The organism is Actinomycetospora sp., from assembly GCF_036497245.1.
Taxonomy (GTDB): domain Bacteria; phylum Actinomycetota; class Actinomycetes; order Mycobacteriales; family Pseudonocardiaceae; genus Actinomycetospora.
On record NZ_DASXJS010000033.1, the window covers coordinates 1 to 19,634 of the forward strand.

Below are 19,634 nucleotides of genomic sequence, written 5' to 3' on the forward strand. Positions count from 1 at the left end.
CGAGACGGTGTTCGCCATCGCCGGGACGACGCAGAAGCTCTCGATCCGCGTGTGGACCTCGCCGTACTGGCGGCTGAAGTGCGGACGGTTCACGCGGACGCCGCAGTCCTCGGACGGGCCGACGCGAGGTACGGCCAGCGCCGGAGCGGGCGACAGACCGAGGATGAGGAGCGAGAACACGATGATCAACGAGCGGCGCATGGCGGACTCCGGGGTCGACGGGCCTTCACGACCTCGGACCGCTCGGAGCCCACAGCGGCTCCCCGATTCACCCCGACGGAGCAGCGCGGGGGATCCGGGGAACCGCGGCGCCTCCTCCGTAGTCTGATCCCGGGGAGGGGAGGTGGTCGGCGGTGGCTCAGCTGGCCGACGCAACGGTGACCGGATCGCCCTCGGTGGCGGACCTCCTCGCGGCCGCCGTGGAGTCCCTCGGCGGCAGCGAGCGCGAGGGCCAGCAGGACATGGCCGCCGCCGTCGAGCGTGCACTGCGCACCGGGGAGCACCTGGCCGTGCAGGCCGGGACCGGCACCGGGAAGTCGCTCGCCTACCTCGTGCCCGCCATCCGCCACGCGCTGGAGGCCGACCAGGCGGTCGTCGTCTCCACCGCCACGATCGCGCTGCAGGCCCAGCTGGTGGACCGCGACCTGCCGCGTCTCACCAAGGCGCTCACCGCGAGCCTGGGACGTACGCCGACCTTCGCCATCCTCAAGGGCCGCGGCAACTACCTGTGCCGCCACAAGATCGAGTCCGGCGCGCAGGCCGAGGACCCGGGCGACGACCAGCTCTTCGACCCCTTCCAGGTCTCGGCGCTCGGACGGCAGGTCACGCGGCTGCACGAGTGGGCCGAACAGACGAAGACCGGCGACCGCGACGAGCTCGTCCCCGGCGTCCCCGACCGCGCCTGGCGCCAGGTCAGCGTCACCGCCCGGGAGTGCCTCGGGGCCTCGCGCTGCCCGGTCGCGGAGGACTGCTTCTCCGAGCTCGCGCGGCACAAGGCCGGCCGGTCCGACGTCGTCGTCACCAACCACGCCCTGCTCGCCATCGACGCGATCGAGGGCCGCGCGGTGCTGCCCGAGCACGACGTCGTCGTCGTCGACGAGGCGCACAACCTCGTCGACCGGGTCACGTCGGTCGCGACGGGCGAGCTCACCTCCTCGGGGGCCGCCGCGGCCGCCCGCCGCTGCGCCAAGCTCGTCGACCAGGCCCTCTCCGACCAGCTGCTCGACGCCGCCGAGGGGCTCGAGACGGTCCTCACCGACGCGCCGGTCGGCCGGTGGGAGTCGATGCCGGAGACGGTCGGGCAGATGATCTCCGCGATCCGCAACGCGGCCTGGGCGTGCCGTCAGGCGTTGGGGCCCGACCGCGAGAAGGGGGCCAAGGAGCAGGAGGCCGACGCCGCCAACCGCCGCTTCGCGACCGCCCTGGTCGAGGAGGTCCACGATGTCGCCGGCCGGCTGCTGACGGCGTTCGACCGGGAGGACCCGGCGACACGGCCCGACGTCGTCTGGCAGTCCGAGCGCGAGCTGAACTCGACGACGCTGCGGGCGCTGCACGTGGCGCCGCTGTCGGTCGCGGGGCTGCTGGCGTCCCGGCTGTTCGGGCAGTCGACCGTGGTCCTGACCAGCGCGACGCTCGTGCTCGGCGGCTCGTTCGACGCGCTCGCCCGCCAATGGGGGTTGCCGGCGCAGGGGTCGGAGCCCTCGCCGAAGGAGCTTGACGGCGGAGAGGGCGCCGACACCGGTGGTGGGCACGGCAACGACCCCGCGACGAACCTCGTCTGGCACGGCCTCGACGTCGGGTCACCGTTCGCGCACGGCAAGGCGGGCATCCTCTACGTCGCCCGGCACCTGCCCCCGCCCGGGCGGGACGGGCTCTCCGCCGCGATGCTCGACGAGATCGACGGGCTGGTGCGGGCCGCGGGCGGGCGAGCGCTGGGACTGTTCTCCTCGATGCGCGCCGCGAAGCAGGCGGCCGAGGATCTGCGCGGGCGCTGGGACGGCACCGTGCTCTGCCAGGGCGACGACGCGACGAACACCCTCGTGCAGAAGTTCGCGGCGGAGACCGGGAGCGTGCTGTTCGGGACGATCTCGCTGTGGCAGGGCGTCGACGTGCCCGGCGAGTCGCTGCAGCTGGTCATGATCGACCGCATCCCGTTCCCCCGCCCCGACGACCCGCTGGTGGCCGCCCGGCAGCGCGCCGTCGACGCCCGCGGCGGGAACGGGTTCCTGACGGTGTCCGCGACGCACGCCGCGCTGCTGCTCGCCCAGGGCGCGGGACGGCTGCTGCGCGGCACCGGTGACCGGGGCGTCGTCGCGATCCTCGACTCCCGGGTGGCGACGAAGCAGTACGGCGGGTTCCTGCGCGGGTCGCTGCCGCCGTTCTGGTCGACCCAGGACCCGGCGATCGTGCGCGGCGCGCTGGAGCGGCTGCGCGACAGCGACTGACGCCGGCGCCTGCCCGACCTCTTCGGCGTCGCGATCAGCGCGTCCGCTACAGCGTCGCGAGCAGCGCGTCCGCGAGCAGCCCCGCCGCCTCGGGCGCCCGGCGCAGGAAGAGCTCCGGCTCGATGAGCTCGAGCTCCATCACCACGGGCTCGCCGTCGACGCGGACCAGGTCCACCCGGGCCGCGTGCACCGGCGCGGGTGAGCAGGCCAGCGCGGCGTCGGCCACCTCGCGCTCCCGCGGCGTCGGCTCGTGGTCCTCGAGCCGACCGCCGTGGCGCTCGTGGACGAGGAAGCCGCCCGCCGGCGGGAACTTCCGCACCGCGTGCGACCACCGCCCGCCGAGGCGGATCAGCGACACCTCGCCGTCGCCGTCGATGCTCTCGACGGCGGGCTGCACGAGCGCGTCCCCCGCGGCCGCCAGCTCGGCGAGCGTCTCCTCGAGCTCGGGGCCGAGCCCGCGGTAGGTGCCACGACCGCCCGCGGACACGGCGGGCTTCACGACGAGGCGGCCCGGGCCGAGCGGCTCCGGGGTGCTCCCGTGGGGTACCAACCGCGTCGGGACCACCGGAACCCCCGCCTCGGCCAGCTCCACCAGGTAGCGCTTGTGGGAGTTCCACTCCAGCACCGACAGCGGGTTCTGCAGGGTGGTCACCCCGGTCACCCGCGCCGCCCAGGCCAGGAACTCCTCACGGCGCGCGCTGTAGTCCCAGGTGGTGCGCACCGCGACCAGGTCGGCCGCGCTCCACCCGGCGACCGCGTCCTCGGCGTCCCACGGCTCGACCCGCGCACTCGCCCCGCGCTCCTCCAGGGCCGCCACGAGCGGGCGGTTCTCGGCCTCGGAGCGCTCGGAGCGCACACGGGTGCTGGCGACGATCACGGTCACCACGGTAGGGCTCCCCCGTCGGTGCGCTCCGCCGGTTGCCGCGTCACCGGCGTCACGACCGGCCTCCGGCGCGCGGCGTCTGTCCGATGCAGGTCACGGTGCCCGGCGCCACCTCGGTGAAGCCGGCGTCACGGACCGGGGCGATGCCGTGGTGCTCCCACGCCTCGCGCCCGGAATCCTCACGGGCGAGGGCGGCGATCCAGCGCTCCCAGTCCGCCGCGTCGGCGGTCCGGACGGAGGCGGTGGTCACCGCGTCCACCGTGGCGTCGTCCGCGCCGGTCCACGCCAGCACCGTCGCGAGGATCATGCTCGCGTGCCCGACCTGGGCGGCGGCCTTGCCGGTCGACTGCTCGACGGTCGGGTTCAGCCAGATCACCGGGCGGTCGGGCACGGGCGGCCCCGGGCTGTCGTCGGGCAGGTCGGTCCCGCCGATCTGGAGCCTGCGGACCTCGTGCGCGACGTCGTCGACCGGTCCGGGGACCAGCGCACGCACCTGACCCCCGCCCGCCTCCGGGTCGCCGACGCCCGCGGTCGTCCCGTCGATGTCCCCGACCGCGCGCCAGTGGGCGGTGCGGGCCCGGCGCGCGAGCTTGCGGATGCGCCCCGCGCCCGCCCAGGCCGCCACCGCGTCGTACCAGGGACCGTCCGGGGCGGAGCGCTCGTCGAGGCAGAGCCCGAGCGCCGCCGCGGCCGCCGCCTCGAGCAGCGCCGTCGGCCCGGGCGGGGTGGCGCGCTCGATGCGCAGAACCACCGGCATCGCCCGCACCGGCTCCCCATCCGCGTCCTCGGTCGCCGTGTCGCGCTCCGGGGGCGCCATGTCCGCGGCCCACGGGCACACGCGGGCGGCCAGTGGACCCAGGGCCGCCAGCCGGTCGGCCGCGGTGGCCATCAGATCAGCGGTCCCATCAGATGGGCACGCGGCGCAGCAGTCCCTCGGCGGCGTCCGCGATCTCGATCTCGTCCCGGGTGACGCCGAGGATGAACAGGACGGCGTCGAGGAAGGGGTAGGACAGGGCCGTGTCGGCGGCCGCGGCGACCACGGGCTTGGCGTTGAACGCGATGCCCAGCCCGGCGGCGGCGAGCATGTCGAGGTCGTTGGCGCCGTCCCCGACCGCCACCGTCTGCTCGATCGGGACCTCGACGGCGGCGGCGAACGCCTCCAGGGAGCGCGCCTTGCCCGCCCGGTCGACGACGTCGCCGACCACCTTGCCGGTCAGCTTCCCGTCGGCGATCTCCAGCTCGTTGGCGGCCGCCCAGTCCAGCCCGAGCTCGTCCACCAGGTGGGCGATGACCTGCGTGAAGCCCCCGGAGACGACGCCGCACTTGTAGCCGAGCCGCTTGAGGGTGCGCACGGTGGTCCGCGCGCCCGGGGTCAGCTCGAGCTTCGATCCGACCTCGTCGAGGCACGACGCGTCGAGGCCCTCGAGGGTCGCGACCCGGCGGTGCAGCGACTGCGTGAAGTCGAGCTCGCCCCGCATCGCGGCCTCGGTGACCTCGCGGACCTCGGCCTCGCGCCCGGCGTAGGCCGCGAGCATCTCGATGACCTCGCCCTGCACCAGCGTGGAGTCGACGTCGAACACGATGAGCCGCTTGGCGCGCTGCGCGATCCCGACCCGCTGCACCGCGACGTCCACGCCCGCGCGCTGCGAGGCACCGATGAGGGCCTGGCGCAGCGCGGCGTCGCTCGGGGGCGAGGAGGCCGGCGTCGAGATCCGCAGCTCCAGGCCGGTCACCGGATAGTCCGCCACCCGGCGCACCCGGTCGATGTTCACCCGCTGCGCGGCGAGCGTGCGGGCCACCTCGGCGAATCCCGCGGCGGTGATCGGGCGTCCCAGCACGGAGACGACGTGCGTCGAGTACGGATGCACCGAGGAGGCATCACCCCCGGTCTCGACGGTGACCGCGAGCCCGAGGGCCGGGATCGCGACGTCGAGGCTGCGCTCGAGCCGGCCCGGGTCCCCGGTGACCCCGACCAGGGCGGACAGCGTCAGGTACCCGTGGATCGTCGCCTGCTGGACGTCCAGCATCTCGGCCCCGTGCTCGGCGAGCACCGTGAACAAGGTGGCACTGACCCCGGGGAAGTCCGGGCCGGTCACCGTGACGAGCACTGTCGTCCGCTGCGCGGCCAGGACCTCCGACACCGACTCCACGGAAGTCGGATGGGTCGAGCCGTCGTTCCCCGACGCGCGGCTCACTTGTTCCGGGGGTCGTTGCCCGGCAGGTGCTCCTGTCCGACCGCACCGGTGACGGCTTCCCCGATGCTCTCCTTGTGCGTCGCGCCGACGTGCGACTCGAGGCGGATGCGCTCGGTGAGATGCGGGTAGTGCAGTTCGAACGCCGGACGCTCCGAGCGGATCCGCGGCAGCTCCGTGAAGTTGTGCCGTGGCGGCGGACAGGACGTGGCCCACTCCAGCGAGTTGCCGTGGCCCCACGGGTCGTCGACCTCGACCGGCCGGCCGTAGCGGTAGCTGTGGAAGACGTTCCAGATGAACGGCAGCGTCGAGGCGCCCAGGACGAACGCGCCGATCGAGGAGATCGTGTTCAGCGTCGTGAAGCCGTCGGAGGGCAGGTAGTCCGCGTAGCGACGCGGCATGCCCTCGTTGCCCAGCCAGTGCTGCACCAGGAACGTCGTGTGGAACCCGATGAAGGTCGCCCAGAAGTGGAACTTGCCCAGGCGTTCGTTCATCATCCGGCCGGTCATCTTCGGGAACCAGAAGTAGATGCCGGCGTAGGTAGCGAACACGATCGTGCCGAAGAGCACGTAGTGGAAGTGGGCGACCACGAAGTACGAGTCCGAGACGTGGAAGTCCAGCGGCGGCGCGGCGAGCAGGACGCCCGTCAGGCCACCGAACAGGAACGTCACCAGGAAGCCGACCGAGAACAGCATCGGGGTCTCGAACGTCAGCTGGCCGCGCCACATGGTGCCGATCCAGTTGAAGAACTTGATACCGGTCGGGACGGCGATGAGGAAGGTCGTGAAGGAGAAGAAGGGCAGCAGCACCGCGCCGGTGGCGTACATGTGGTGCGCCCACACCGCGACCGACAGCGCCCCGATCGACAGCGTCGCGTAGATCAGGGTCTTGTAGCCGAAGATCGGCTTGCGGCTGAAGACCGGGAAGATCTCCGTGACGATGCCGAAGAAGGGCAGCGCCACGATGTAGACCTCGGGGTGCCCGAAGAACCAGAACAGGTGCTGCCAGAGGATCACGCCGCCGTTGGCCGGGTCGAAGATGTGCGCCCCGAGATGGCGGTCGGCGAGCAGACCGAACAGCGCGGCGGTGAGGATCGGGAAGGCCAGCAGCACCAGCACGACCGTCACGAGGATGTTCCAGGTGAAGATCGGCATCCGGAACATGGTCATGCCCGGGGCGCGCATGCAGACGATCGTCGTCACGAAGTTGACGCCGCCGAGGATGGTGCCCAGACCGGACACGGCGAGGCCGACGATCCAGAGGTCGGGGCCGTAGCCCGGGGTGTAGAGCGAGTCCGACAGCGGCGAGTAGGCGAACCAGCCGAAGCTCGCGGCGCCGCCCGGGGTGAAGAACCCGGACACGACCATCGTGCCGCCGAACAGGAACAGCCAGTAGGAGAAGGCGTTCAGCCGCGGGAACGCGACGTCGGGAGCGCCGATCTGCAGCGGCACGATGTAGTTCGCGAAGCCGAACAGGATCGGCGTCGCGTACAGCAGCAGCATGATCGTGCCGTGCATCGTGAACAGCTGGTTGTACTGCTCGACCGACAGGATCTGCAGGCCCGGCTGGGCGAGCTCGGCGCGCATGAGCAGCGCCATCAGCCCGCCGATGAGGAAGAACGCGAACGACGTGATGAGGTAGAGGATCCCCAGGTCCTTGGGGTCGGTCGTCTTCAGCATCCGACCGATGAACGAGCCGCGCTTCGTCTCCCGCGCCGGATACGGCGTGGTCGAGATCGGCTTCGGTGCGACGGCCGTCACGGATGCCTCCTGCCCACGACTGACTCCTCTGCAGCGGCCCCGACGGCGGGACCGCGCTGGTTGACCGGGCGATCGTAACCGCCCGCGAGCCCCGTGGCTCGCTGGGTGACCCTATCCACGACGCACTGTCGTACGACACCGGGGAGAAGGTGGACGGCACCATCCGCCCCACACGACGAAGGCCCGCCGACCGGTGGTCGGCGGGCCTCGTACGTTCCGCGGGTGGAGCTGAGGGGACTCGAACCCCTGACCCTCACACTGCCAGTGTGATGCGCTACCAGCTGCGCCACAGCCCCAACGCCTCGAAACGCTACACGCCGGGTGAACGCTCGGCGGCAGGGGGGTGGGCTACCCCAGGGCCGCTTCGAGGGCCGGGTCGTTGGGGCTGACGGCCTTCCCGCCGACCACGATCGTCGGCGTCCCGAAGCCCTTCTGGCCACCGGACTCCTGCTGCAGGGCCGGGTCGGTCGACGCCTGCTGGTAGTTCTGGGCGATCGCGGCGCCGTAGGTGTTGCCGCGTACGCAGGCCTCGTAGCCCGGCCCCGCGCCGGAGCTCTTCCCGAGCGTCACCAGGTCGTCGACGGTGAAGCCGGTGCCGCCCTCCTCGGGCTGACGGTCGTACAGCGTCTTGTGCAGCGTCGGGAAGGCGCCGTTCTGCGCCGCGCACATGATCGCGTTGCCGCCGAGGGTCGAGTAGCCCGGCGGGGTCGAGCTCTGGTCGAGCAGGTTGACCATGTGGTACTTGACGGTGAGCTTCCCGGCGTTGAGCCCGTCGGTGATCTTCTGACCGTCGAGCGACTCGAACTGCTTGCAGGCCGGGCACTGGGCGTCCTCGTAGACCTCCAGGGTCGTCGGGCCGTTCCCGGCGACGACCGCACCGCCGTCCACGCGGGTCTGGTAGGTCGCGTTGACCGGGCTCACCGGCAGGTTCGCCGGCTGTGCCGCCGTCTTGGTCTGGTTCGCGGAGTAGACCGCGACGCCGATCACGGCGACGAGGACGACCAGCACGACGACGGCGATGATCGTCGGCGTCCGGGACTTCCCCGTCCCGGACGACCGGCGCCCGCCCGAGACCGGATTGCGCCCTCGGCCCGATGTGTTCGGCCGCGACCGGCCCGTCTGCTGACTCCTCGCCATGGGGACAACCGTAACGACGGCGGGTCAGGCGCCCATGAGGGGACGCTCCTGTGACGCGTCAAGGGTCGTGGGGGGCGCGGTCTCGAGCTGGCGGTAGAGCTGGCGGGTGACGTAGCGACCGAGGCAGCGGCGGATTTCACGGTCGGTCTTGCCTTCAGCTCGTCGGCGTTCGGCGTAGGCGCGGGTAGCGGGGTCGCGTCGTAGTCGAGTGATCACGACGGTGTAGACCGCACGGTTGAGCTGTCGATCGCCGGAGCGGTTGAGCCGGTAGCGCACCGTCTTTCCCGACGATGCCGGGATGGGGGCGGTGCCGGCCAGCATCGCGAAGGCGCCGTCGTCGCGGCAGCGCCCGGCGTGTGACCAGGCGGTGAGCACGGTGCCCGCGACGATCGGCCCGACACCGGTGAGGGCGAGCAGATCGGGGCGCCAGGAGACCACGATCGCCCGGATGGCCTTCTCGTGCTCGGCGGCCTCCACCTCCGAGGACCCGGACCCGGCGGGCGATCGCCCTGAGCGCGCTCATCGCGGTGAAGACGTGGAGCTGGGCGGCGTAGTGCCCGGGACGCAGCCGCAGCGCGGTCGCAATGATTCCGCGGGTGGACAGACCACGGAAGCGGCCGCGGACCTGGTCGGGGGCGGTGACGACCAGGGCGTGCAGCTGGCGCTGGCCGTCGGTGGCGGCCTGGACCGCGGCCTGGCGCGCGGTGAGCAGGACCTGCAACGCCGCCCGCTGCGGGCCGGTACGTGGCTGCGCGAGATGGGTGCGTGCCAGGGCGTCCCGTGCCGCGCGAACCGCGTCGATCGGGTCGGACTTCGCGCCGGCCCGGCGGGTGGGTCGGGCGGGGCGGTCGAGCTCGACGACGAGCTCGTCACGCTCGGCGAGATGTGCGGCCAGTCCGGCGCCGTAGCCGCCGGAGCCTTCCATCGCCCACGCGCGCAGCTGTCCGTGCTGGTCGGCCAGTTCGATCAGGGCGTCGTAGCCGCCCGGATCCGTGGTCACGGTGGCCTGCGCCAGCACCGCGCCGGTGGCCGCGGTGAGCACGGCCGCGGTGTGGGTGTGTTTGTGGGTGTCGACGCCAATGACGATCTCGACCTGCTCTGCGAGCATGGACAACTGCGTTCTCCTGACCGGGGCGGACGTGGGCTCCGGTCCGGTTCGGGAGACTCGGCAGGACTGTGATGGGACACGCCAGCGGCTACTGGCGGTCAAGCTCCTGATCAGGCCAGCTGCTCCCGGCCGGGCCGGCGTCGAGGACAGCGGACGGACAAGTCCCCACCAAAGGCACTCAGGCCAGTCAGAATTTGAGTCACGCCCGCCGTCTCGTCGCCAGCCCATCACGGCCGCTCTGGACCGGCCCCAGCAGTCTCACAGTCAGAACTCGCGGCGTCCGTCCTCCTGCTCCAGCAGCGCGTCGAGGTCGGAGAGCCGGTCCATGGTCGCGACGGCGCGGGCGGTGCGGTGGTTGCCGCGCAGCAGATCCGCGTGGCGGTGGACGAACTGCCAGTAGCCGGCGGTGAAGGGGCAGGCCTTCTCCCCCACGCGGACCTTCGGGTCGAACGCGCAGTCCCCGCAGTGGTCGGTCATCTTGTCGAGGTAGGCACCGCCGGAGGCGTAGGGCTTCGTCGCGAGCTTCCCGCCGTCCGCGTGCTGGCTCATCCCGACGACGTTGGGCGGCATCACCCACGCGAAGCCGTCCACGAACGACGTCGTGAACCATTCGGTGAGGGCGCTCGGCCGGTACTCGCGCTGCAGCGCGTGGTTGCCGAGGATCATCAACCGCGGGATGTGGTGGACCCAGCCGCGGTCGCGGACCTCGTTCAGCGTGTGCGAGAGGCAGGCGGCGGTGACCTTGTCGCCGTCGAGCTCGGTCCACCAGCTCGGCAGCTTCTTCTGCGCCCCGAGCTGGTTGCTGCGCTGGTAACCCTTGCCGAAGTGCCAGTACAGGTGCCAGATGTACTCGCGCCAGCCGAGGATCTGGCGCACGAAGCCCTCGACGGAGTTCAGCCGCGCGGTGCCGTCGTGGTGGGCCTGCTCCGCGGCGTGGACCGCGTCGAGGGGGTGGAGAACGCCGAGGTTGAGCGGCACCGAGAGCAGCGAGTGCGCCATGGTCGGGTCGCCGGCGAGCACCGCGTCCTCGTAGGGCCCGAACGGGTCGAGGCGGTGCGCCACGAACCGCTCCAGCGCCTGGTGCGCCTCGTCGGGGGTGACGGCGAACCAGCGCGGCCCGTCGGACCCGACGGTGTCGAGGTCCATCGCGTCGAGGTCGGCCCGGACGCGCTCGTCGATGCCGTCCTCGGTGGGCCACCACGGCTCGGGCACTCCGAGCGTCTGCTGCTTCTTCGGCGGCTTCTCCCGGTTGTCGTGGTCGAGGTTCCACGTCCCGCCCACCGGCGAGTCGCCCTCCATGAGCACCTCGAACCGGCGGCGCTGGTCGCGGTAGAAGGTCTCCATGGTGAACGAGGTCGCGTCGCCCGCCCAGGCCGTGAACTCGGCCCTCGGCCGCGCGAACGTGGTCGTCGGGAGCACCGCGGCGACGAGGCCCTCCCGGCGCAGCCGCTCGACGAACTCCGCGGCGGCGTACGACGTCGGCTCGTGCACGACGACGGGTCGGCCCACCTTCTCCAGGGCCTCCCGGTAGGTGGTGGTGCGGTGGTAGCTCGACCGGTCACCGAGGTCGTCGTCGAGGTGGCGCATGCCGGAGAGCAGCAGGTGCAGCTTCTGGCGGTGGTAGCGGCGGCGGCGCAGCACCGCCGAGGACTCGACGAGCACCACCTCGCGCTCGGCGTGCTGGGGCAGACCGTGCACGGCGGGGCCGAGCTGGTCGCCGAAGCACCACAGCGGCGCCGCGGGGTCCACCCCCTCGAGTGCGGCGTCCACGGCCTCGCCGTAGATGTCGAGGACGCCCTCCGGCACGCTCGGCCTGCTCATGCGGCGCGGGTGCCCGCCTCCTCCGGGGGCGAACCGCCGGTCTGATCGCGGCTGTCGGGCTCCGCTGTGACGAGCCAGATTCCCATCGCGGCCAGGGCGACCGCCCCGGAGACCCCGAAGGCGGCGCCGAACCCGACGTACTGGGCGAGGGCGCCCGCGGCCAGCGGCCCGATGATCGCGCCGACGTCGGAGGCCATCTGGAACCCGGAGAGCGCGGGTCCGCCGGAGCGCCGCGACCCGACGAGGTCGGCGACCGCGGCCCCCTGCGCGGGCTGCAGCAGTCCCGCGCCCGCGCCGGCCACGAGCGAGGCGACGAGCAGCACGCCGAGATTCGGCAGCACGCCCAGGCATGCGGTCCCCACCGCGACCATGGCCAGGCCGCCGATGACGACGGGGCGCCTGCCGCGGTGGTCGGAGAGCCCGCTGGTGGCCAGCAGCATGGCGCCGTCGCCGACCGCGAACACGGTCAGCGCGATCCCCGCCCACAGCGGCTCGCGGCCCAGGGCGACGGCGACGAACAGCGGGACCAGCGCCACCCGCACCCCCTGCACGGCCCAGCCGGTCGCGAGCCCCGACGTCAGGGCGGCCCGGTAGATCGGGGAGCGCAGGGCCCGCCCGATGGTCAGCGGCTCGACCGTCGGGTCGGGGGCGCGGACGCCGACGTCGGTCGAGCGGGCGAGCAGGCCCCCGACGACGGCGGTCGCGAGCACGAGCGCGACGGCGTAGACCACGAACGGCGCGCGCAGGTCGACCGTCACCAGCAGGCCACCGAACGCGGGGCCGGTGATCCCGCCCAGCAGGAACGAGCCGGTGAACAGCCCGCTGACCTGCCCGCGGCGTCCCTCCGGGGCGAGCCGGAAGATCAGCGAGAACGCGGAGACGGTGAACATCGTCGACCCGATGCCGCCGAGCCCGCGGTACACCAGCAGCTGGGCGTAGCTCGTGGCCAGCGCGCACGCCCCGGTCGAGGCCGCGACGACGAGCAGCCCGGTGAGGTACATCGCGCGTTCGCCGACGCGGGCGACCAACCGGCCCGAGATCGGCGCGAACAGCAGGCGCAGCACCGGCAGGGCGCTGACGACGGCCGCGGCGGCGGTGACCCCGACCCCGAAGCTGCGCGCGAACACCGGCAGCGCGGGCGCGACGATCCCGTAGCCCGCGGCGACGAGGAAGCTGCCCGCGAGCAGCGCCCACACCTCCCAGGGCAGGGCCTCGCGGGGCAGCGCACGATCGCCGCGCGCGGACATCGATGTCCTCCTCGCCACATCGCGCGGGGGCCGACCGCACCGCGCGCCGCGACCCTACGGGCGATCGGACCGCCCGGCCGGGCGCGGCGGCGGGTGCCCGTCGCCGGGGAGCGGGGCCGCGATCAGCGACCGGCGGCGAGGACCTGCGCGCTCGGCGCCGTCGTCGTGGTGGTCGGCGTGGTCCCGTCCACCCCGGTCGTGCCCGTGCCCGTGCCGGCGCCCGTGCCGGTGGTGCCGGTGCCCGTGCCGGTGGTGCCCGTGTCGGCGGTGGGACCGCTCGGCGAGGTGGCCGTCGAGGTCCCCGTGCTCGTGCCCGTCGGGGCGGCCGTGCTGACCGACGTCGTCGGCTGGGTGGTGGTCGGCTGCGTGGTGGTGGCCTGGGTCGTCGGCTGCGCGGTGGTCGCCTGGGTCGTCGGCTGCGTCGTGACGGGCACGGTGGTGCTGGGTCGCGTCGTCGTCGGCCGGGTCGTCGGGGGCTCCGTGGTCGTCGGCCGGGTCGAGGACGGCGGGAGGCTCGTCGGGCCGGTGTGCGGCGGCGTGTCCGTGGGCGGGACCACCGGACGCCTCGACGTGGTCGTCGGATCGGACGACGACTCGGACGTCGCCGCGGGCAGCTCCGCCCGGCGGGACGCGGCCCCGACGGCCTCAGTCTCGGCGTCGGACCAGGACCCGGCCGTCGACCCCTGCCCGCTGCCGCTCCAGCCGTCGCCGGTGGCGAGGCCGTCGAAGGACGGGACGTGGGGCACGATCGGTGCGGGGGCGGTGGCCGCCGGGCCGGACGCGCCGATCTCGGCCTGCGACTCCGGCCGCACGATGTGCGACTCCCCCGCCCAGATGACCAGCCCCGAGGCCAGCGCCAGCGTCGCGGTAGCGGCGCCGAGCACCCCGGCCCGCCGGGCCCGTCGCCCGGACTGGCCGAGGACGGCGAAGGGGGTGACCCCGCTCGCCCCGCGGGCCCGCACGGCGGGGCCTGCAGCGAGCGCCGCCGGGATCTCGGGCCCCGGAGCGGCCGGGCTCTCCGACCAGGAGGCGACCACCGGTACGAGCCGGGCGGGCTCCCCGACGCCGGACCGTCCACCGGCGCGCGCGACGCGGACCAGCCGTTCCGACAGGACGGCCGCGCTCGGCGGGGCCGGTGACTCGACGCCCTGCAGCACCGCGACCAGCGCGGACACGGGCGCGGCGTCGTCGCGGGCGGTCGGCCGGGTGACGGCCTCCGCGTCGTCGCCGCCCTCGGTGGCCGCCGCGTGCTCGACGACCCCGGCGAGGGTCGCGGCGAGCGCGCGCACGTCGGCGTCCCGCCGCTGCGCCGCGCCGTCGCCGTCGTCCGTGTCGGGGTCGACGATCGGCAGCGGTCCGCTCAACGATGCGGTGAGCCCGACGAGCCAGGCGTCCGAGTTCGCGCGGTTGACCAGGATGCTCGCCGCGCCGATGGCGCCGTGCTCCACGCCGTGGGCGTGCGCGTGGGCCAGGGCGGACGCCAGCTGCGCGCCCATCCGGGCGAGGGCGGGCTCGGCGATCGGGCCGTCGCGCAGCACCAGCGGCAGCGGCTCCCCGGGAACGTTCTCCAGGACGAGCGTGCTCTCGGTGTCCGGGGCCAGCCCGTCGACGTCGTAGACCTCGAGCAGGTGCGGGTGGTGCAGCCGGGCGAGGTGACGAACCTGCTCGATCCGCTCGGAGAGCACGTCGCCGGACGCCGGCGGCAGGGTGACGAGGCGGACCTCACGGCCGAGCACCTCGTCGACGCCGCGCACCGCGGCGTCCGCGGCGCCCGTGGTCAGGCCGCCGGTGGGGGTGTCGTCGACGGAAAGCCCGGCGTCCTCCGAAGAGCCGCTCTCGGTGACATCGCGGGGACTCTCCGTGATCGATGCCGGGAGCGCGTCACCGTCCGGGGTGATCCTGGCCTTCTCGGCCGGCGCCTGGGACGTCACGACGGCTCCCCCCGCCTCCTCTACGTGGACAACGTGCCGACGAGATCACTCGGCCGGGTGAGACTATCGCCCGAGAGGGACCTGGTCGACGGGTATTGAGGAGATCCACACCGAAAACCCGGATCTCAGGGCCGAAGCGCCACGGATCTCCGGGGTCGGCCACATCTCCCGGGCGCGACGACACCCACCGGGTCCCGATGACCATCGACGGCGACGACCGCGCGACCGCGTCACCGTGACTCGGTTGCCGCACCACGGATCCTCCGGCGCGCGGATCGTGCTCGCCGCGGCCCGGAGACGACGACGGCCGGAGAGCGTGTGCTCTCCGGCCGTCGCCTGGGGGGTGGAGGTGCCGGGAATCGAACCCGGGTCCTCCGAACACTCGTCAGGACTTCTCCGTGCGCAGTCTGCGTCGTCTCTACTCGGGTCCGCCGATCGTGCAGACACGCCGGCGTGACGACCCCAGTCGCTGTGAGATGTCCCGACGGGCCCCGCGACCGGGCCCGGCGGTGAAGTCCCCTAGTCGATGCCGGGGACCGGGTCGGGAACGAACCCGGGCCGACACAGTTCAGCTAGCTGTCAGGCAGCGAGCTGGAACTGGCGCTGAGTACTGTTCTCGGCGCTTATTTCTTTGCGACGGGTGGTTATCGAGATCATCGTCGCCTTCCTCGGCACGCTTCTCCTGATCAACCGTTCGGAGTCGATACCAGTCACCCCCTTGCCCTGCCTCGCTGGACGGGGCCGCCCATCATAACGCGTGCAGCCCGGTCGATCATCCCGCCGGGGGCCCTCATCCCAGGCCGAGCACGTCGGCGGGCGCGTCGTGCAGCACCGATCGGAGGAAGCCCTCCCCCAGGCGGTCGTCCGCGACGGCCCAGCTACGGATGGCCTCGATCTGGTGCCAGTAGCCGTACGGGATGTTCGGGAAGTCGGTGCCCAGCACCACCCGACCCTGCCCGGAGAGGTCCGCGAGCCGCGCGGACCAGTCGGCGGGCAGCGGCGCGAAGCCCTCCGTGAACGGGGTCCCGACCATCGTGGTGTCGAGCCGGACCGACGGATGGCGCTCGACGAGCCGCAGTGCCTCGTCGTACTCCGGGAGTCCGGCGTGGGCGAGCACCAGACGCAGCCGGGGATGGCGGTCCATGACCTCGCCGATGATCCCGATGCCGGTGTGCTTGCCGGGGATCGGGCCGTCGCCGCAGTGCGCGACGACGGGGATGCCCGCCTCGGCGAGCAGGCCCCACGCCGGGTCCAGCAGCGGGTCACGGGGGTCGTAGCCGCCGACCTGGACGTGCGCCTTCACGAGCCGCGCCCCCCGCGACAGCGCCTCACCGAGGTACGTCGTCACCGACTCCTCGGGGTAGAGCGTCGCGGTCGGGACGGCGTCGGGGATCTCGTCCGCCCAGTCCAGGGCCCACCCGGTCAGCCAGGCGGCCATGTCCGGCTTGTGCGGGTAGACGAGCGGGGCGAAGGTCTCGACGCCCAGGGAGCGCAGCCGGGCGAGACGCTCCTGTTCGGGCAGCTTGTAGTGGATGGGCCAGTCGTAGCCGTAGTGCGCCACGGCGTCGTCGAAGTAGGCCCAGACCTTGCGCAGCATCCGCTCGGGCAGGAAGTGCACGTGCACGTCGACGAGCCCGGAGGTGGCGTCCGGGCCCAGGCCCAGCGAGCGCACCCAGGGGGCCACGTCCTCGTCACAGGTCAGCGGGGTGTCGAGTGCCGACACGTCACCAGCCCTTGATCCGGCGCCCGACGATCCGCTCCGCCTCGCGCTTGGCGTCGCGCTCGGCCATCGCCTCGCGTTTGTCGTGCTTCGCCTTGCCCTTCGCGAGCGCCAGTTCGACCTTGGCCAGCCCGCCGGAGAAGTACAGCGACAGCGGCACCATGGTCGCCCCGCCCTCGCGGGTCTTGCCGATGAGCCGCGAGATCTCCTCGCGGTGCAGCAGCAGCTTGCGATGCCGGCGCGGCTCGTGGTTGGTCCAGCTGCCGAAGTCGTACTCCTGGATGTGCAGGCCGCGCAGCCAGACCTCGCCGTCGGTCACCGTCGCGAACGCGTCCGCGAGGGAGGCCCGGCCGGCCCGCAGGCTCTTCACCTCGGTGCCCTGCAGCGCGATGCCCGCCTCGTAGACGTCGAGGACGGTGTAGTCGTGCCGGGCCTTGCGGTTGGTCGCGACGACCTTGCGCCGCTCCTCGGGGCGGTTGGAGGACGCCTTCTTGTCGGCGCGCTCCTTCGAGCGCCCCGAATCGGTCGGGACGGCCGACTTCGCCACCGGGACGACCCCCTCTCGTGCTGCCTGGATCAGTTGCGGACGTACAGGCGCAGGGTGACATACCCCGTCGCCGTCGCGATGGCCGCGCCGACGACCACCAGCAAGGGTGCAACGAACAGCAGCACGTCGCTCATTCCGACCGCGGGGATCGCGTTGGAGATCAGCCGGCCGGAGAGCAGCCGGTCGATGAAGAAGAGCTTGCCGAGCACCAGGCCCCCGGTCGCGAGGACCGCCCCGACCACGCCGGTGATCACCGCCTCGATGAGGAAGGGCACCTGGGTGTACCAGCGGGTCGCGCCGACCAGGCGCATGATCCCGACCTCGGTCCGCCGGGTGAACGCCGAGACCTGGATGGTGTTCGAGATGAGCAGCAGGGCCGCGAGCGCCTGGATCGACGCGAGCCCGAACGCGGCGTTGCGCACGCTCGCGAGGAAGGTGAAGAGGTCCTGGACCAGGGCACGCTGGTCGACGACGTTGCGCACGCCCGGTCGCCCGGAGAACTCCGCCACGAGCGCGTCCCCGCGGGTCGGGTCCTTCAGGGTCACGCGCAGCGTCGCGGGCAGGCTCTGCGGGCGCACCAGCTGGAGGATCGACTGACCCGCGTAGATCCGCAGGAAGCGCTGGAAGGCCTGGTCGCGGCTCTCGTAGGTCACACCGGAGACGAGCGGATCGCCCTGCAGCTGCTCGCGCAACCCGGTGCAGGTGGGCGACGTGCAGTTCGCGTCGCCCGCGCTCGTCGGCTCGTCGAGGGCGACCTGCACGGCCAGCTGGGAGTAGTAGAGCTCCTGCGTGCGGTCGATGGTCCGCACCGCGAGCAGCCCGGCGCCGAGCAGGCCGAGCGAGATCGCCGTCGTCAGCACCATCGCCACGCTCATGGTGATGTTGCGGCGCAGGCCGGCGATGGCCTCCCGCCACACGAAGCCGAGCCCGGTCACCGGCTCGCCCCGTAGACGCCGCGCGCGTCGTCCCTGGCGAGCTTGCCCAGGTGCAGCTCGACGACCCGCCGGCGCATGGCGTCGACGATCTGGCGGTCGTGGGTGGCCATGACGACGGTGGTGCCCGCGCGGTTGATCCGGTCGAGCAACAGCATGATGTCGTCGCTGGTCTCGGGGTCGAGGTTGCCGGTGGGCTCGTCGGCGAGCAGCACGAGCGGCCGGTTCGCGAGGGCGCGGGCGATCGCGACGCGCTGCGCCTCGCCGCCGGAGAGCTCGGCGGGCATCCGCTCGCTCTTGCCGTCGAGGCCCACCAGATCGAGCATCTCCGGCACGACGGTGCGGATGGTGTGCTCGGGCTTGCCGGTCACCTCGAGGGCGAACGCGATGTTCTCGGCGACCGTGCGGTTGCCCAGCAGCCGGAAGTCCTGGAACACGCAGCCCATGCGCTGACGCAGCTTGGGCACCTTGCGGTTCGGCAGGCGGGCCACGTTCCAGTTGGCGACGAACACGTTGCCGCTGCTCGGGGCCTCCTCGCGCAGCAGCAGGCGCAGCAGCGTCGACTTGCCCGACCCGGACGGCCCGATGAGGAAGACGAACTCGCCCCGGTCGACGTCCATCGTGACGTCGTCGAGCGCCGGCCGGACGGACGTCGGGTACTGCTTCGAGACGTGTTCTAGCCGGAGCACGGAGCGGGATGCTACGCGGCGGCCGGGCGCACCCCGGACGGGCGAACGTCGCCCGTTCGGGCGCCGCTCCCGTGAGGGACCGCTACGCCGTCTGGGTCTGCTTGCGCCACCGGATGCCCGCATCGAGGAAGTCGTCGATGAACCCGTCGAGCACCTGGGTGGTCTGCGCGGTTTCCTGGGCGGTCCGCAGGTCCTTGACCATCTGGTACGGGTGCAGCACGTAGGAGCGCATCTGGTTGCCCCAGCTGCTGCCCTCCCCCTTGAGCGCGTCCATGGCGGCCCGCTGCTCCTCCTGCCGCTTGACCAGCAGCCGGGCCTGCAGCACCCGCATGGCCGCGGCCCGGTTCTGGATCTGGCTCTTCTCGTTCTGGCAGGAGACCACGATGCCGGTGGGCAGGTGGGTGATCCGGACGGCGGAGTCGGTGGTGTTCACGCTCTGCCCGCCCGGCCCCGACGACCGGAAGACGTCGATGCGGATCTCGTTCTCCGGGATCTCGACGTGGTCGGTCTGCTCCACGACCGGCAGCACCTCGACGCCGGCGAACGAGGTCTGGCGGCGGCCCTGGTTGTCGAACGGCGAGATCCGCACCAGCCGGTGGGTGCCCTGCTCGACCGAGAGGGTGCCGTAGGCGTAGGGGATCTTGACCGCGAAGGTGGCCGACTTGATGCCGGCCTCCTCGGCGTAGGAGACGTCGTAGAGCTCGACCGGGTACTTGTGCCGCTCGGCCCAGCGCAGGTACATGCGCATGAGCATCTCGGCGAAGTCGGCGGCATCGACACCGCCGGCCTCCGAGCGGATCGTCACCAGCGCCTCGCGGGCGTCGTACTCGCCGCTGAGCAGCGTGCGGACCTCGAGCTCGTCGATCGCCTTGCGCAGGCTCTCCAGCTCGCGCTCGGTCTCGGCCGTGGTGGCCTCGTCGTTCTCCTCCGCGGCCATCTCGTGCAGCAGGCCGACGTCGTCCAGCCGGCTGCGCAGCTCCTCGATCCGGCGCAGGTCGCCCTGCAGGTACGAGAGCTTGGAGGTGAGGACCTGCGCCTTCTCCACGTCGTTCCACAGGTCCGGGGCGGCCGCGAGCTGTTCGAGCTCGGCCACCTGCCCGCGCATCCGGTCGACGTCGAGGACGGCCTCGATCGACTTCAGGGTCGTGTCGAGCTCGTCCAGGAGGACGGGGAAGTCAGAGGCCACGTCTATCCAGCGTAGTGCGCCTCCGGCGGGCGGCGAC

At 72.7% G+C, this 19,634-nt stretch carries 16 protein-coding genes, 1 tRNA gene, 1 other RNA gene and 1 pseudogene; 1 reads left to right on the forward strand and 18 read right to left on the reverse strand.

The features are described 5' to 3' along the window. A partial coding sequence (locus VGI02_RS04175; RefSeq protein ID WP_331626002.1) for a hypothetical protein occupies window positions 1-201 on the reverse strand: 201 nt, incomplete at its 3' end. 152 nt (window positions 202-353) lie between these two features. Here VGI02_RS04175 and VGI02_RS04180 point away from each other — a divergent pair. Beyond that, window positions 354-2,444 (forward strand): ATP-dependent DNA helicase, encoded by a 2,091-nt coding sequence (locus tag VGI02_RS04180; protein WP_331626003.1) that lies wholly within the window; start codon window positions 354-356, stop codon window positions 2,442-2,444. A 46-nt stretch (window positions 2,445-2,490) separates the two neighbouring features. Here the strand turns inward: VGI02_RS04180 and VGI02_RS04185 are convergent, their stop codons facing one another. The 17 genes and pseudogenes from VGI02_RS04185 to prfB all read right to left on the reverse strand — a co-directional run bounded on the left by VGI02_RS04185 (window position 2,491) and on the right by prfB (window position 19,597). Next, window positions 2,491-3,321, reverse strand: coding sequence for an ATP-grasp domain-containing protein (locus tag VGI02_RS04185; RefSeq protein ID WP_331626004.1), 831 nt, complete (start codon window positions 3,319-3,321; stop codon window positions 2,491-2,493). Between the two features lie 58 nt (window positions 3,322-3,379). Further along, window positions 3,380-4,216 (reverse strand): peptidyl-tRNA hydrolase, encoded by an 837-nt coding sequence (locus VGI02_RS04190; protein ID WP_331626005.1) that lies wholly within the window; start codon window positions 4,214-4,216, stop codon window positions 3,380-3,382. A gap of 16 nt (window positions 4,217-4,232) precedes the next feature. Then, window positions 4,233-5,477 (reverse strand): phosphoserine phosphatase SerB, encoded by a 1,245-nt coding sequence (serB, locus tag VGI02_RS04195; RefSeq protein WP_331626006.1) that lies wholly within the window; start codon window positions 5,475-5,477, stop codon window positions 4,233-4,235. 41 nt (window positions 5,478-5,518) lie between these two features. Next, window positions 5,519-7,279 (reverse strand): aa3-type cytochrome oxidase subunit I, encoded by a 1,761-nt coding sequence (gene ctaD, locus VGI02_RS04200; protein ID WP_331626007.1) that lies wholly within the window; start codon window positions 7,277-7,279, stop codon window positions 5,519-5,521. Between the two features lie 223 nt (window positions 7,280-7,502). Further along, window positions 7,503-7,575, reverse strand: a tRNA-Ala gene (locus VGI02_RS04205). A gap of 52 nt (window positions 7,576-7,627) precedes the next feature. Further along, window positions 7,628-8,416, reverse strand: coding sequence for a DsbA family protein (locus tag VGI02_RS04210; RefSeq protein ID WP_331626008.1), 789 nt, complete (start codon window positions 8,414-8,416; stop codon window positions 7,628-7,630). A 24-nt stretch (window positions 8,417-8,440) separates the two neighbouring features. Beyond that, the gene (locus tag VGI02_RS04215) at window positions 8,441-8,893 is read right to left on the reverse strand and encodes a transposase (protein ID WP_331626009.1); all 453 of its coding nucleotides are present in this window, start codon (window positions 8,891-8,893) and stop codon (window positions 8,441-8,443) included. Window positions 8,894-9,119: 226 nt separating this feature from the next. Next, a pseudogene (locus VGI02_RS04220) lies at window positions 9,120-9,752 on the reverse strand (IS110 family transposase); the annotation flags it as partial. Window positions 9,753-9,788: 36 nt separating this feature from the next. Continuing rightward, complete coding sequence (locus tag VGI02_RS04225) at window positions 9,789-11,345, reverse strand: cryptochrome/photolyase family protein (RefSeq protein ID WP_331626010.1); 1,557 nt, start codon at window positions 11,343-11,345, stop codon at window positions 9,789-9,791. Beyond that, window positions 11,342-12,592: an MFS transporter gene (locus VGI02_RS04230; RefSeq protein WP_331626011.1), complete on the reverse strand. Its 1,251-nt coding sequence runs from the start codon at window positions 12,590-12,592 to the stop codon at window positions 11,342-11,344. Before VGI02_RS04230 ends, VGI02_RS04225 begins: the two co-directional genes overlap by 4 nt. 122 nt (window positions 12,593-12,714) lie before the next feature. Continuing rightward, window positions 12,715-14,523 (reverse strand): serine/threonine-protein kinase, encoded by a 1,809-nt coding sequence (locus tag VGI02_RS04235; protein ID WP_331626012.1) that lies wholly within the window; start codon window positions 14,521-14,523, stop codon window positions 12,715-12,717. Between the two features lie 341 nt (window positions 14,524-14,864). Then, window positions 14,865-15,241: a transfer-messenger RNA gene (gene ssrA / locus VGI02_RS04240) on the reverse strand. A 72-nt stretch (window positions 15,242-15,313) separates the two neighbouring features. Next, entirely contained in the window at window positions 15,314-16,246 is a 933-nt protein-coding gene (locus VGI02_RS04245; RefSeq protein WP_331626013.1) for an amidohydrolase family protein, read from the reverse strand. Window position 16,247: 1 nt separating this feature from the next. Continuing rightward, a complete protein-coding gene (smpB, locus tag VGI02_RS04250; protein ID WP_331626014.1) occupies window positions 16,248-16,790 on the reverse strand; it encodes an SsrA-binding protein SmpB in 543 nt (180 codons plus the stop codon). Window positions 16,791-16,819: 29 nt separating this feature from the next. Then, window positions 16,820-17,725, reverse strand: a complete 906-nt coding sequence (gene ftsX / locus VGI02_RS04255) for a permease-like cell division protein FtsX (protein ID WP_331626015.1) — start codon at window positions 17,723-17,725, stop codon at window positions 16,820-16,822. Beyond that, complete coding sequence (ftsE, locus tag VGI02_RS04260; protein ID WP_331626016.1) at window positions 17,722-18,411, reverse strand: cell division ATP-binding protein FtsE; 690 nt, start codon at window positions 18,409-18,411, stop codon at window positions 17,722-17,724. Before ftsE ends, ftsX begins: the two co-directional genes overlap by 4 nt. 82 nt (window positions 18,412-18,493) lie before the next feature. Next, on the reverse strand, window positions 18,494-19,597 hold the full coding sequence (gene prfB, locus VGI02_RS04265; protein ID WP_331626017.1) for a peptide chain release factor 2: 1,104 nt from the start codon (window positions 19,595-19,597) through the stop codon (window positions 18,494-18,496). Window positions 19,598-19,634 lie beyond the last annotated feature (37 nt).

What these genes read in the sequence shown, in the direction of transcription:
- VGI02_RS04190 (WP_331626005.1), bottom strand. Translation starts at nt 4,216, where the DNA reads ATGGCCACCGCGGCCGACCGGCTGGCGGCCCTGGGTCCACTGGCCGCC.
- VGI02_RS04210 (WP_331626008.1), bottom strand. Translation starts at nt 8,416, where the DNA reads ATGGCGAGGAGTCAGCAGACGGGCCGGTCGCGGCCGAACACATCGGGC.
- VGI02_RS04225 (WP_331626010.1), bottom strand. Translation starts at nt 11,345, where the DNA reads ATGAGCAGGCCGAGCGTGCCGGAGGGCGTCCTCGACATCTACGGCGAG.
- VGI02_RS04230 (WP_331626011.1), bottom strand. Translation starts at nt 12,592, where the DNA reads ATGTCCGCGCGCGGCGATCGTGCGCTGCCCCGCGAGGCCCTGCCCTGG.